The 12489-nt window shown below is 68.7% G+C and carries 11 protein-coding genes; 6 read left to right on the top strand and 5 right to left on the bottom strand.

Translation table 11 applies throughout. From position 1 onward, the window contains the following. The first annotated feature begins 40 nt into the window (after window positions 1-40). From DCN14_RS05670 to DCN14_RS05660, 3 genes are read left to right on the top strand one after another with little or no spacing between them, the layout of a single operon-like run. Window positions 41-829 (top strand): enoyl-CoA hydratase-related protein, encoded by a 789-nt coding sequence (locus DCN14_RS05670; protein ID WP_096499241.1) that lies wholly within the window; start codon window positions 41-43, stop codon window positions 827-829. Between the two features lie 3 nt (window positions 830-832). After that, window positions 833-1990, top strand: a complete 1158-nt coding sequence (locus DCN14_RS05665; protein WP_096499243.1) for an acyl-CoA dehydrogenase family protein — start codon at window positions 833-835, stop codon at window positions 1988-1990. 50 nt (window positions 1991-2040) lie between these two features. After that, on the top strand, window positions 2041-4170 hold the full coding sequence (locus DCN14_RS05660) for an acetate--CoA ligase family protein (RefSeq protein ID WP_096499245.1): 2130 nt from the start codon (window positions 2041-2043) through the stop codon (window positions 4168-4170). Between the two features lie 81 nt (window positions 4171-4251). Here DCN14_RS05660 and DCN14_RS05655 read toward each other — a convergent pair whose 3' ends face one another. Both DCN14_RS05655 and DCN14_RS05650 read right to left on the bottom strand, forming a co-directional pair. After that, the gene (locus DCN14_RS05655; RefSeq protein WP_096499247.1) at window positions 4252-5643 is read right to left on the bottom strand and encodes an FAD-binding oxidoreductase; all 1392 of its coding nucleotides are present in this window, start codon (window positions 5641-5643) and stop codon (window positions 4252-4254) included. Window positions 5644-5686: 43 nt separating this feature from the next. Further along, on the bottom strand, window positions 5687-6817 hold the full coding sequence (locus DCN14_RS05650) for a porin (RefSeq protein ID WP_096499353.1): 1131 nt from the start codon (window positions 6815-6817) through the stop codon (window positions 5687-5689). A gap of 262 nt (window positions 6818-7079) precedes the next feature. Between DCN14_RS05650 and DCN14_RS05645 the strand changes: the two genes are divergently transcribed. Both DCN14_RS05645 and DCN14_RS05640 read left to right on the top strand, forming a co-directional pair. Continuing rightward, window positions 7080-7658 carry a thioesterase family protein gene (locus DCN14_RS05645; protein ID WP_096499249.1) on the top strand — a complete coding sequence of 193 codons (579 nt, stop codon included), beginning with the start codon at window positions 7080-7082 and terminating at the stop codon, window positions 7656-7658. 28 nt (window positions 7659-7686) lie between these two features. Continuing rightward, entirely contained in the window at window positions 7687-9174 is a 1488-nt protein-coding gene (locus tag DCN14_RS05640; protein WP_096499251.1) for an aldehyde dehydrogenase, read from the top strand. Window positions 9175-9270: 96 nt separating this feature from the next. Here DCN14_RS05640 and DCN14_RS05635 read toward each other — a convergent pair whose 3' ends face one another. Together DCN14_RS05635 and vapB are read right to left on the bottom strand one after the other, a co-directional pair. Next, a complete protein-coding gene (locus tag DCN14_RS05635) occupies window positions 9271-9678 on the bottom strand; it encodes a type II toxin-antitoxin system VapC family toxin (protein WP_096499254.1) in 408 nt (135 codons plus the stop codon). Then, complete coding sequence (vapB, locus tag DCN14_RS05630) at window positions 9675-9917, bottom strand: type II toxin-antitoxin system VapB family antitoxin (RefSeq protein ID WP_096499256.1); 243 nt, start codon at window positions 9915-9917, stop codon at window positions 9675-9677. Before vapB ends, DCN14_RS05635 begins: the two co-directional genes overlap by 4 nt. 265 nt (window positions 9918-10182) lie before the next feature. On the opposite strand from vapB, the gene DCN14_RS05625 reads away from it, so the two are divergent. After that, entirely contained in the window at window positions 10183-10872 is a 690-nt protein-coding gene (locus DCN14_RS05625) for a phospholipase (protein ID WP_096499258.1), read from the top strand. Between the two features lie 52 nt (window positions 10873-10924). Here DCN14_RS05625 and DCN14_RS05620 read toward each other — a convergent pair whose 3' ends face one another. Then, window positions 10925-12418: an amino acid permease gene (locus DCN14_RS05620; RefSeq protein WP_096499260.1), complete on the bottom strand. Its 1494-nt coding sequence runs from the start codon at window positions 12416-12418 to the stop codon at window positions 10925-10927. Window positions 12419-12489: the final 71 nt, after the last annotated feature.

The following is a 12489-nucleotide window of genomic DNA, read 5'->3' as shown; positions in this document are numbered from 1 at the left end:
CACAACCCCGACACACGACAACCAGGAGACAGTGATCAGCATGAGCATCGAGGACATCCGAATCGAACGGCACGACGGCGTCGTGACCCTTCGCCTGAACCGTCCGGCGAAACGCAATTCGCTCGCGCGGCCGCATCTCGACTTTCTGCGCGAGACACTCGACGCGCTCGCGAACGATCCGGCCGTGCGCTGCCTCGTGCTGACCGGCACCGGCAGCGCGTTCTGCGCGGGCGCGGACGTCGACGAATGGGCCGAGGCCGAGCGCAACGGCGAACTCGACACGTACGGCTGGAGCGAGCGCGCGCACCGCTTCGTGCAGGTGCTGGCCGCGTTTCCGCGCCCCACCGTCGCGGCGCTGAACGGCTCGACGGTCGGCGCGGGCGCCGACATCGGCTTCGCGTGCGATTTCCGCATCGCGAGCACGGCCGCGTCGCTGCGCTGCGGGTATACGGGCATGGGCTACAGCCCCGACATGGGCGGAAGCTGGTTCCTGCCGCGCATCGCGCGCCCCGACGTCGCCCGCCGCTTCATCTTTCTCAATGAACGCTGGAACGCACAGGACGCGCTCGCGGCCGGGCTCGTGTCCGAAGTCGTCGATGCCGATGCGTTCGCGGCGCACGTCGCCGCATTCGCCGCGCGTCTCGCGCAAGGCCCGAGCGTCGCGTTCGGTCATACCAAGGCGCTGCTCGCGCAGTCGCTCACCCATACCCTTGCCGAGCAATTGCGCGGCGAGCTGGCAGCCTGCGTCGCGTGCGGTCACAGCGAGGACGGTCAGGAAGCGCTTCGTGCGTCGGTCGAAGGTCGCGCACCTCATTTTGTCGGGAGATGATTGATGGATTTTTCGCTGACCCAAGAGCAGGACATGCTGGTGACGTCGCTGCGTCAGTTCGTCGAGAAGGAACTGCAGCCTCATGAATTCGCGGTCGATCGTGCGGACGACGTGCCGCCCGAGCTCGCCGACTCGATCCGCCGCAAGTCGCTCGATCTCGGCTTCTACGCGTTCAACATGCCGGAAAGCGCCGGCGGCCCGGGCCTCGACTACGTGACGCAGGCGCTCGTCGAACGCGAACTCGGCCGCACGAGCTGGGCGCTGCACGTGTTCGTCGCGCGGCCGAGCAAGATCCTGATGGCGTGCAAGGGCGACCAGATCGAGCGCTACCTGAAACCGGCCGTGCGCGGCGAGCGCGTCGACTGCTTCGCGCTGACCGAGCCGGGCGCCGGCTCGGATGCGATGGGCATCCGCACGCGCGCGGTGCGCGACGGCGACGATTACGTGATCAACGGCAGCAAGCATTTCATCAGCCACGCGGATACGGCCGACTTCGTGATCCTGTTCGCCGTCACCGGCGAGGAGGAGGTGCGCGGCCAGAAGCGCAAGCGCGTGACCTGCTTCCTGATCGACAAGGACACGCCGGGGATGACCGTGCGGCGCGGCCCGCACTGCACGAGCCTGCGCGGCTATCACCAGTCGGAGATCTTCCTGAGCGACTGCCGCGTGAGCGCCGCGCAGATCCTCGGCGAAGAGCATCGCGGCTTCGAGCTCGCGAACGACTGGCTCACGGCCGGCCGCGTGATGGTCGCCGCGAACAACATCGGCCGCGCGCAGCGTGCGTTCGAGATGGCCGCCGAATGGGCCGCGACGCGCCATCAGTTCGGCAAGCGCATCGGCGACTTCCAGGGCACGTCGTTCAAGCTCGCGGACATGCAGACCGAGATTCGCGCGGCGGAGCTCGTCACGCTCTACACCGCGCAGAAGCTCGACCAGGGCACGATGACCGACGGCGATGCCGCACTCGCGAAACTGCTGGCGACCGAGACGCTCGGCCGCGTGACCGATCACGCGGTGCAGATCTACGGCGGCATGGGGCTGATGGACGAACTGCCGATCGAGCGCTTCTGGCGCGATGCGCGCATCGAGCGCATCTGGGAAGGCACGTCCGAGATCCAGCGCCATATCCTGTCCAAGGAAATCCTCCGCCGCTACAGCTGACGCGAACCGTCGCGCCGGCGCGTCCGGCGCGACTTCCGAAAGGAATGCTCATGACCTCCTCTCCCGCAGTCAGGGACCGCCGCGCGGCCGCCGCGGCCAATCTGCGCCGGCTGCTCGAACCGGCCAGCATCGCGTTCGTCGGCGGACGCGGCATCGCGGGCGCCGTGCAGCGCTGTCGCGACTACGGCTATGCCGGCGACATCTGGCTCGTCAATCCGAATCACGCGGAGATCGACGGCGTGTGCTGCCATGCAAGCGTCGCCGACCTGCCCGCCGCGCCCGACGCCGTGTTCGTCGCGGTGCCGGCGCGCCAGGCGATCGACGTCGTGCGCGCGCTCGCCGAACGCGGCGCGGGCGGCGCGATCGTGTACGCGTCGGGTTTCTCCGAAACGGGCGCCGACGGCGCCGCGCTGCAACAAACGCTCGTCGACGCGGCCGGCGACATGGCCGTGCTCGGCCCGAACTGCTACGGGCTGATCAACGGGCTGAACGGCAGCGCGCTGTGGCCGGTCGCACACGGTGCGCCGCGCGTCGAATCGGGCGTCGCGGTGATCACGCAGAGCGGCAACCTCGCGTACAACCTGTCGATGAGCGCGCGCTCGGTGCCGTTCGCCTACCTGGCCAGCGTCGGCAACCAGGCGTCGGTCGACGTCGCGCGCCTCGTCGATGCGTTCGTCGACGATCCGCGCATCCGCGCGATCGGCGTGCATCTCGAAGGACTGAAGGACGTGCGCGCGTTCAGCGAAGCCGCCGCCCGCGCGCTCGCGCGCGGCGTGCCGATCGTCGCGCTCAAGAGCGGCACGTCGACGCTCGGCGCGCAGCTCGCGATGAGCCACACGAGTTCGCTCGCGGGCTCCGACGCGCTGTACGACGCGCTGTTCCGGCGGCTCGGCGTGATCCGCGTGAAGGACCCGGTCGGCCTCGTCGAGACGCTGAAGCTGCTCGCGATCGCCGGCGTGCCCGAGCGCCGCACGCTCGCCGCGCTGGCGACGTCCGGCGGCGACGCGGGGCTCGTCGCGGATCTCGGCGAAGCGCGCGGCATCGCGTTTCCGCCGGTCGGCGACGCAGGCCGCGATGCGCTCGGCACCGTGCTGCCCGCATACGCGACGATCGCGAATCCGCTCGACTTCACGACGACGCCGTGGGGCGCCCCCGACAAGATGCGCGCATGCTGCGACGCGCTGCTCGCGGATCGCCCGGGCGCGGCCGCGATGATCCTCGACTATCCGCAGGAAGCGACCGGCGAACGGCCGCTGTGCGACATCGCGGCGAACGCGTTCGCGGCGTCCGCGCGCCAGCACGGCGTGGTCGGCGCGGTGATCTCGGTGTTCCCCGACCTCACGCCGCCCGATCACGCGGCACGCATGGCCGCGGCCGGCATCGCGCCGCTGCAGGGGCTCGCCGACGGGATCGACGCGATCGGCGCGGCGATGACTTACGGCGACACGCGCCGCCGCGTGCTCGACGCCGATGCGCTGAACGCACTGCCGGTGCTGCGGGCGGGCGACGGCGGAGACGGCACCGCGACGCTGCACGACGAATGGGCGAGCAAGCGGATGCTCGTCGCGCACGGGCTCGACGTGCCGGCGGCCGAATGCGTCGCGCCCGCCGATGCGCCGGCCGCCGCGCAGCGGCTCGGCTTTCCGGTCTGCGTGAAAGTGGTCAGCGATCGCCTGCCGCACAAAACCGAGGCCGGCGCGGTCGCGCTGAAGCTCGGTTCGCCGGAAGCCGTGGCCGCGGCCGTCGAACGGATGACGGAACAGGTCGCGCGATACGCGCCCGACGTGCGCGTCGAGCGCATCCTCGTCGAGAAGATGGCCGACGCGCCGTTGCTCGAACTGATCGTCGGCGTGAAGCGCGAGCCGAATTTCGGTCTCGCGCTCGTGCTCGGCACCGGCGGCGTGCTGGTCGAACTGATCCGCGACACCGCGACGCTGCTGCTGCCGGTGCGCGAAAGCGACGTGCGCGACGCGCTGCTCGGGTTGAAGCTCGGCCCGCTGCTGACCGGCTATCGCGGGCGGCCGAAGGCCGATCTCGATGCGGCGGTCGCGAACGTGATGGCGATCGCGCGCTTCGCGCAGGCGCACGCCGACACGCTCGTCGAGCTCGACGTCAATCCGCTGCTGGTGATGGAACGCGGCGCGGTGGCCGTCGATGCGCTGGTGCGGCTCGACGCATGACGCCGGCCTGAAACGCGGCGGCCCGCTCGCGCGATATGCGAGCGGGCCGCTGTCTATTGGCAATACGGAACGCGATGCCGCTCAGATCACCTTGCCGGGGTTGAGCAGCCCGAGCGGATCGAACGCGTGCTTCAGGCGTCGCATCGCGGCGATCTCGGCGTCGCTGCGCGAGCAGCCGAGCCAGTCGCGCTTGTAGCGTCCGATTCCATGCTCGGCCGATACCGAGCCGCCCGCATCGCGCACGAGCGGATACAGCACCGCGTCGACGTCGTGCGCGCGCTCGCCTGCCGCATACGGCGCCGACACGCACACGTGCAGATTGCTGTCGCCGAGATGGCCGAAGAAGAAGACGTGCGCGCCGGGCCAGCGCGCCTTCAGCGCGCGATCGCACGCTTCGATGAAGGCGGCCGTCTCGCGCGGCGGAACGCCGACGTCGAAATTGACGAGGCCGGGCAGATCGTCGATCGCGAGCCCCTCGCGCACCGTCCAGAACGCCTGCGCATCGGCCGCATTCTGCGCGAGCACCGCGTCGTCGATCAGCCCGCGTTCGAGCCAGTCGGCCAGCACGGCTTCGAATCGCTCGGCCGTCTGCGCGGCATCGCCGCTCGCGCATTCGATCAGCACCTTGACGCCGTCGTCCGCCGGCAGCGGCGCGCGCATGCCGGGCGTGTGCTCGCACACGTAGCCGTAGAACGCCGGCCACATCGCCTCGAAGCTGAGCAAGTCGGAACATGCGGTGCGCGCGGCGCGCAGCAGCGCGAGCGCCGCGGCCGTATCGCGCACCGCGCACAACGCCGTCGACGGCGCGGCGAGCCGCGGATGCAGCCGCAACACGACCCGCGTGACGACGCCGAGCGTGCCTTCGCTGCCGACGAAGATCTGCCGCAGATCGTAGCCCGCGTTGTTCTTCAGCATCTTGTTCAGCGAACTCAGCACGGTGCCGTCGGCCAGCACGACCTCGAGGCCCAGCACCTGCTCGCGCGTCGTGCCGTAGCGGATCACGCGATTGCCGCCCGCATTGGTCGCGACGTTGCCGCCGATCTGGCACGATCCGCGCGCGCCGAGATCGATGCCGAGCGCGAACCCCGCGTCGTCCACCGCCTGCTGCAGCGCCTCCAGCGGCGTGCCGGCCCACGCGGTGACGGTGGCCGCATCCGCGTCGATCTCGACCACGCCCTGCAGCCGTTCGAGCGACAGCACGACGTCGCGCGCGCCCGGCTCCGCGCCGGCCGCGAGCCCCGTCATCCCGCCCTGCGGCACGACCGTCTGCCGGTGCGCGGTGCAGACCGCGAGCGCGCGGCTCACGTCGTCGACGCTGCGCGGGCGCAGCAATGCGCGCGGCCGTACGCCGGCCGCCTCGCCGTAGTTGGTGAAATGGCGCGCGCCGATCGCGTCGCCTGTGCTCACGCAATCGGCACCGAGCGCGTCGCGCAGCGCGGCGACGACGTCGCCGTTCGAGGAAGAATCGGACATGATCGACGGGGCCGGCCGTACCCGGCCCGGGAGCGTGGAAGGATCAGAAATTATGCCGCATGCCGATGCGCGCGGCGGCCTGCGTGCGGCTCGTCGACGGCGTGAAGCTGTAGCCGATCACCGCGTCCACGCCGTTCGACGCCCGCATCCAGTCGACCGCCGCATACACGTCGGTGCGCTTGGACAGCGCGTAGTGCGTGCCGAGCGCGACTTCGTGCCAGTGATGGCCTTCGAACGTCGTGTACTGGTAGCCCGCGACGAGCGACAGCGGCGCGGTCGCCTGATACACGCCGCCCGCCTCGTACACGCGCATCGTCGACGATTGCCCGTAGCCCTTGAACGTCGTGTTGCTGAAGTCCGCGTTCAGCGTCAGCTTGCCGAGCGTGTACGACGCGCCGATCCCGAAGATCGATTGCGAGTCGATCGAGAACGGCGTCGAATCGTGCAGGTCGGTCACGGCGCCCGTCGCCGGATCGATGCGCGCGACCGTCTGCCCGAGCATCGTCGTCACGCCCATCTGCGCATACGGATCGAGCGCCGCGAGCCCGCGCGGCGAATTGAGCCGCGTGTAGTTGCCGCCCGCCGAGAAATCGCCGTGCGTATAGGTCGCGCCGACGCTCCACGCGCTGCCGTCGTGGAAGCTGCCCGCGTCGTTGCTGAACGAATACATGCCGCCGACCACGAGCCCGTGGAAGCTGTTGCTGACGAACTTCACCGCGTTCTGCAGCCGGTCGCCGCTCTGCCGGTCGAAGTCGCCGAGGTGCACGCCGTAGCCGCTGCCGAACGCGCTGACGTTGTATGCGGCCGTGAAGTCGAATGCGAAGTCGTACTGATTGCCGAACGTCAGCGTGCCCCAGTCGTTGCCGAGCCCGACGTACGCCTGCCGCCCGAACATCGCGCCGCCCTGGTTCAGCTTGCCGGTGCCGAGCCGGAACCCGTTCTCGAGCTTGAACACCGCCTTGTTGCCGCCGCCGAGATCCTCCGTGCCCATCAGCCCGACGCGGTTACCGTAAGATATGCCGTCGTCGAACAGGTACGCGTGCGCGCCGCCTGCATTGTTCACGTAGGTGATGCCGCCGTCGATGATCCCATACAGCGACACGCTGCTCTGGGCGTGTGCGTAGCCATGAACCATCACCGACATCATGCCGGCCAGCAGGAAGCGCTTCTTCATTTTCGGTGTCTCCGGTTTCCGCGCGACGCGGATCGATTTTTCGTTGTGATCGAACGCCGCCCGCCTGCTTCGCTTCGGCATCGCGGCGCTGGCGAGTATAGGTTTCGTTGAATGAATGTTCAATCGATTGATGAATGAATCAGTACCGGTGTTTACACGCATCGGCGATTTCTTTATTGAAAAAACGTTCAACCCGTCATAACATCGACCGGCAGCCCCGCGGACGACGTGCGGGCCCGTTCCGAACCCCGGAGTGCACTCGATGACGACCACCCTCAGCCCCGCCGCCGAGCCGCGCCTGCGCTCGGCCTACGAAGGACAGAAGTCACGCCCGTACGACCCGGCCGCGCCGATCGCGACGCCGCTCGAACTGCATCGCTGCACCGTGCAGCCCGAGTGGGTCGACTACAACGGCCACATGAGCGAGTCGTGCTACCTGCTCGTGTTCGGCGACAGCAGCGACGCGTTCTTCCGCTACTTCGGCATCGACGACGACTATCGCGAAGCCGGCTGCTCGATCTATTCGGCGGAAACGCATCTCCGCCACCTGCGCGAAGCGATGCTCGGCGAGCCGCTGCGGCTCACGTTGCGGCTGCTCGACATGGACGACCGGCGGCTGCACGTGTTCCATTCGATGCATCACGCGACCACCGGCGCGCAGCTCGCGACCGCCGAGCAACTGCTCACGCACGTCGACATGCGCGCGAAACGCTCGGCGCCCTTCCCCGATGCGATCCGCCGGCACCTCGACGCGATTCACGCCGAACATGCGCGCGCGCCGCACGAGCCGCACGCGAGCCGCGCGATCGCGATCCGCCACCCGGCCGCCGCTTCACGCTGATCACCCCGAACCCGGACGGAGCCATACCATGCAGACGAACGACGCCTGGCGCACGCGCGCCGGCCAGCTCGACATCGATTCCCGCGCCTTCGTCGACGGCGCATTCCGCGACGCGCACGACGGCGCCACCTTCACGTGCACGAGCCCGATCGACGGCCGCGTGCTCGCGCAAGTCGCGCATTGCCGGCAGGCCGACGCCGATATCGCGGTCGCCGCCGCGCGGCGTGCATTCGAAACCGGCGCGTGGCGCGACGCGTCGCCGCGCGAACGCAAGCGCGTGCTGCTGCGCTGGGTCGCGCTGATCCGCGAGCACGCGGACGATCTCGCGCTGCTCGAAACGCTCGACACCGGCAAGCCGATCGGCGACACGACCACGATCGACATTCCGTCCACCGCGTACTGCGCCGAGTGGTTCGCCGAGGCGATCGACAAGACGGGCGGCGAAGTCGCGCCGGCCGATGCGCATCTCGTCGGGCTCGTCACGCGCGAGCCGATCGGCGTGGTCGCGGCCGTCGTGCCGTGGAATTTCCCCGCGATGATCGCGATGTGGAAATGCGCGCCCGCGCTCGCGGCCGGCAACAGCGTCGTGCTGAAGCCGTCGGAGAAATCGCCGCTCAGCGCGCTGCGGCTCGCCGCGCTGGCCGCGCAAGCCGGGCTGCCGGCCGGCGTGCTCAACGTGCTGCCCGGCTTCGGCGATGCGGGCGAAGCGCTCGCGCGGCATCCGGACGTCGACTGCATCGCATTCACGGGATCGACCGCGGTCGGCCACAAGGTCGCGCGCTGCGCGGCCGATTCGAACCTGAAGCGCGTATGGCTCGAACTCGGCGGCAAGTCGCCGCAGATCGTGCTGCCCGACTGCCCCGACCTCGAACGCGCGGCGCGCACCGTCGCGCACGCGGTGTTCTACAACACCGGGCAGATGTGCACAGCCGGTTCGCGGTTGCTCGTGCATCGTGCGATCCGCGACGAACTCGTCGCGCGCGTGCTCGCGATCGCGCCCGAGTACGCGCCCGGCGATCCGCTGTCGCCCGACACGCGGATGGGCAGCCTGATCGATGCGGCGCAGGTCGAGCGCGTGCTCGGCTACGTCGACGCCGGCCGCGACGAAGCGACGCTGCTCGCCGGCGGCAGGCGCGCGCGCGCGGAAAGCGGCGGCCAGTACGTCGAGCCGACCGTGTTCGACTGCCCGCGCGCCGAAGCGCGGATCGTGCGCGAGGAGATTTTCGGGCCGGTGCTGGCGGTGACGGCGTTCGACGATCTCGATACGGCCGTCGCGCTCGCGAACGACACGCGCTACGGGCTGGCTGCGTCGGTGTGGACGGCAAACTTGACGACCGCGCACGAAACCGCGCGCCGCCTGCGGGCCGGCACGGTGTGGGTGAACGGCTACGAGGAAACAGACGACATGAACTTCCCGTTCGGCGGCTTCAAGGAGTCGGGCAACGGGCGCGACAACTCGCTGCACGCGCTGGAGAAGTACACGGAGTTGAAGTCGACGGTGATTCGGTTGCGGTGAGGTCCGGGGGCTGAATCTGCGAGCCTGGCAAGCCTGCAGCAAGCCGGCCTCAGCTTGGACGGAATGCGTTCCGGTCGGGAAGGGATCGCGGGACGGTCAGTTTTCGCGCGGCCCTGCGAGCCAATCCTCGACCTCCAGCGCAGTGACCCCCTCGAATTCGCGCGTGTTATGCGTAACGAGTACAAGTCTCCGCGCTCGCGCCTGCCCCGCGATCAACGCATCATATGGACCGATCGGTGTTCCCGCCGCAGTCAGTTGCGCACGAATTTCACCGGCATGTTGAGCATCTTCCGCGTCAAACGATACGACCTCGAACTGGAGCCCCGCGACGCGTGCGAGATTCGCTTCCACTCGCTGACTTTTGTACGCACCGTAATAGAGTTCATGCGCGACGATCGCGGGCATTCCGAAATCCGCGGGTTGATGCCTATGCAATCGGGCCAGCACGGCTGGGTCGCCTTTTAGAATGGCGATCACCGCATTGGTATCCAGCAGAAACTTCATTCGAAGACGTCCAGCCCCGGACGCTCCTGAGCGGCGGGTTCGGTCGTCGCAGCGGCCTCGAAATCTGCGTCAACCGGGCCGATCAACGGCGTCAGCCATGCCCAGTCTTGCGGCACGGGTTCGAGAATGACAGACGCGCCGTGCCGACGAATCCGTACCTCCGTCGTGTCGAAGCGGAAATCCTTCGGCAAACGGACGGCCTGCGATCCGCCATGCCTGAAAATCTTGGCAGTCTCCATCGCTACACTCCGTATATCTACAAAACGTATCTACTTTATCAACGATGGGCCGCCGTGACGAGTCATCCGGTTGGCATATTGACTGACGAAAACAGACACTGCGCGGCGGATTTTCTCGCGTCACGACGCGAATAGCTGCCCCCGATATCCAGCACCCGGGCGCCGAATTCATTCCAGCCAGGAAACAATCAATCGCCATCCGGCGATTCACCTCCCCGCCCGCGCGCTCTAGACTGTCGGATCATTCCCCAACCGGACCCACGCAATGACCGACGTCCAGCCGCTGACCACCGACTCCGAATCCGGCCTCCAGTACCGGCTGCGCCCGGCCGCCGGCCGCCCCGCGGGCCGCCTGTTGCTGCTGCACGGCGTCGGCGGCAACGAAACCAACCTGCTGAACCTGGCCGGCACGATCGACCCGCGCATCGAAATCGCCTTCGTGCGCGGCCCGCTGACGTTCGGCCCGAACCAGCATGCGTGGTTTCCGGTGCGCTTCGGCCCGAACGGCCCGGAAATCGATGCGGCCCGCGCGGACGCGAGCCGCGTGCAGCTGATTACGCTGCTGCGCGCGTTGAGCGCCCGGGACGTCGAACCCAGCGCCCCCGCATTGCCCACCGTGATCGCCGGCTTCAGCCAGGGCGGCATCATGAGCGCGAGCGTCGGACTCACGTCACCGGCCGACGTGGCCGCGTTCGCCGTGCTGTGCGGCCGCATCCTGCCGGAAATCGATCCGCTGATCGCGCCGCGCGACGCATTGAGCCCGCTCCACGCGCTGGTGATGCACGGCCGCTTCGACGACAAGCTCCCTGTCGCATGGGCCGACACCGCCGACGCGAAGCTGACCGCGCTCGGCGTCGCGCACGACACGCGGCTGTACGACGCCGGCCATGAACTGACCGCGCAGATGGCGCGCGATTTCGGCCGCTGGGTCGACGCGCGTGCCGGGTTGAACTGAGCGCACCGGGCGGCCAGGCCGCCCGTGCATATCGTCAGACTCGTCAGACTCGTCAGACGTTGCGCGCCGGATCGCCGATGGCCGGCGCCGCAGCGGCGGCCTCGCGCGCGGCGCGGCGCTTCGCCAGCTTCCAGCCGATCACCAGCGCGAGCACGACGACGGGAATCATCGCGATGGTCCACGTGCCGCCCGGATAATCGAACGCCATCAGCACCAGCACGCTGAAGAGGAAGCCGAGCGTGAGCCACGACGTGAACGGCGCGCCGGGCATCCGGAACGACACGGGGCTCAGCTCGCCGCGATTGACCGCGCGGCGGAACAGGATCTGGCACATCACGATGAAGCCCCAGGTCGAGATGATCCCGAGCGACGCCATGTTCAGCACGATCTCGAACGCCTGGGCCGGCACGATGTAGTTCAGCGGCACGCCGATCGCATTGATCGCGACCGTGACGAGGATTCCGCCGTACGGCACGCCGCGCGCATTCATCCGCGACACGAAGCGCGGCGCCGAGCCGCCCATCGCGAGCGAGCGCAGCACGCGCCCGGTCGAATAGAGGCCGGAGTTCAGGCTCGACAGCGCGGCGGTCAGCACCACGATGTTCATCACCGTGCCGACATACGGCACGCCGAGCTTGCTGAAGAACGTGACGAACGGGCTTTCGTGCGCGCTGTACGCGGTCCACGGCAACAGCATCGTCAGCAGCACGACCGAGCCCACGTAGAACAGCGCGATACGCCACATCACGCTGTTGATCGCCTTCGGCAGCACCTTGCGCGCATCGGCGGTCTCGCCCGCCGCGACGCCGACGAGCTCGATGCTCGCATACGCGAACACCACGCCCTGCACGATCAGCACCGCCGGCAGGATCCCGTGCGGGAAAAGTCCGCCGTGCCCGGCGATCAAATGCAGCCCCGGCGCCTGGCCGGCAACCGGATGGCCGCTCGCGAGAAACACGGCGCCGACCGCGAGGAACAGCGCGAGCGTGCCGACCTTGACGATCGAGAACCAGAATTCCATCTCGCCGAACACCTTCACGCCGATCATGTTCATCACCGACACGATCCCCAGCGCGCCGAGCGCGAACACCCATTGCGGCACGTCGGTGAACACGGTCCAGTACTTCATGTAGATCGCGACCGCGGTGATGTCGACGATGCCGGTGGTCGCCCAGTTCAGGTAGTACATCCAGCCGGCGACGAACGACGCGCGCTCGCCCATGAACTCGCGTGCGTACGACACGAACGCGCCGCTGGTCGGCCGGTGCATCACCAGCTCGCCGAGCGCGCGCATGATCAGGAATGCGAACGCGCCGCACACGAGATACACGACCGCCAGCGCGGGCCCCGCGCTCTGCAGGCGGCCGCCCGCGCCGAGAAAGAGGCCGGTGCCGATCGCACCGCCCATCGCGATCATCTGCACGTGCCGCGGCTTCAGTTGCTTCGCATAGCCGGCTTCGTGCGACGCGAACATCGCGTCGCGGTCGGCATGACGGGGATTCGCGCCGCCGGCCGTCTCGGCCGGGCGCTCGCTGGCGTGCTTCATGGTGTGTCTCCGTTTCTTGATGTGGTGCGCCCATCGGCGGGGCGCAGCGGGAACGGCCGCGCGCGGCGCGC

It is taken from the genome of Burkholderia sp. IDO3 (assembly GCF_003366075.1).
In the GTDB taxonomy this organism is placed as follows: domain Bacteria; phylum Pseudomonadota; class Gammaproteobacteria; order Burkholderiales; family Burkholderiaceae; genus Burkholderia; species Burkholderia anthina.
Note: the sequence above shows the minus strand (reverse complement) of the source record. Positions and strands in the feature narration are given on the sequence as shown.

Coding starts and splice junctions, on each gene's coding strand:
- DCN14_RS05670 (WP_096499241.1), top strand. CDS start 41: ATGAGCATCGAGGACATCCGAATCGAACGGCACGACGGCGTCGTGACC.
- DCN14_RS05665 (WP_096499243.1), top strand. CDS start 833: ATGGATTTTTCGCTGACCCAAGAGCAGGACATGCTGGTGACGTCGCTG.
- DCN14_RS05660 (WP_096499245.1), top strand. CDS start 2,041: ATGACCTCCTCTCCCGCAGTCAGGGACCGCCGCGCGGCCGCCGCGGCC.
- DCN14_RS05655 (WP_096499247.1), bottom strand. CDS start 5,643: ATGTCCGATTCTTCCTCGAACGGCGACGTCGTCGCCGCGCTGCGCGAC.
- DCN14_RS05650 (WP_096499353.1), bottom strand. CDS start 6,817: ATGAAGAAGCGCTTCCTGCTGGCCGGCATGATGTCGGTGATGGTTCAT.
- DCN14_RS05645 (WP_096499249.1), top strand. CDS start 7,080: ATGACGACCACCCTCAGCCCCGCCGCCGAGCCGCGCCTGCGCTCGGCC.
- DCN14_RS05640 (WP_096499251.1), top strand. CDS start 7,687: ATGCAGACGAACGACGCCTGGCGCACGCGCGCCGGCCAGCTCGACATC.
- DCN14_RS05635 (WP_096499254.1), bottom strand. CDS start 9,678: ATGAAGTTTCTGCTGGATACCAATGCGGTGATCGCCATTCTAAAAGGC.
- vapB (WP_096499256.1), bottom strand. CDS start 9,917: ATGGAGACTGCCAAGATTTTCAGGCATGGCGGATCGCAGGCCGTCCGT.
- DCN14_RS05625 (WP_096499258.1), top strand. CDS start 10,183: ATGACCGACGTCCAGCCGCTGACCACCGACTCCGAATCCGGCCTCCAG.
- DCN14_RS05620 (WP_096499260.1), bottom strand. CDS start 12,418: ATGAAGCACGCCAGCGAGCGCCCGGCCGAGACGGCCGGCGGCGCGAAT.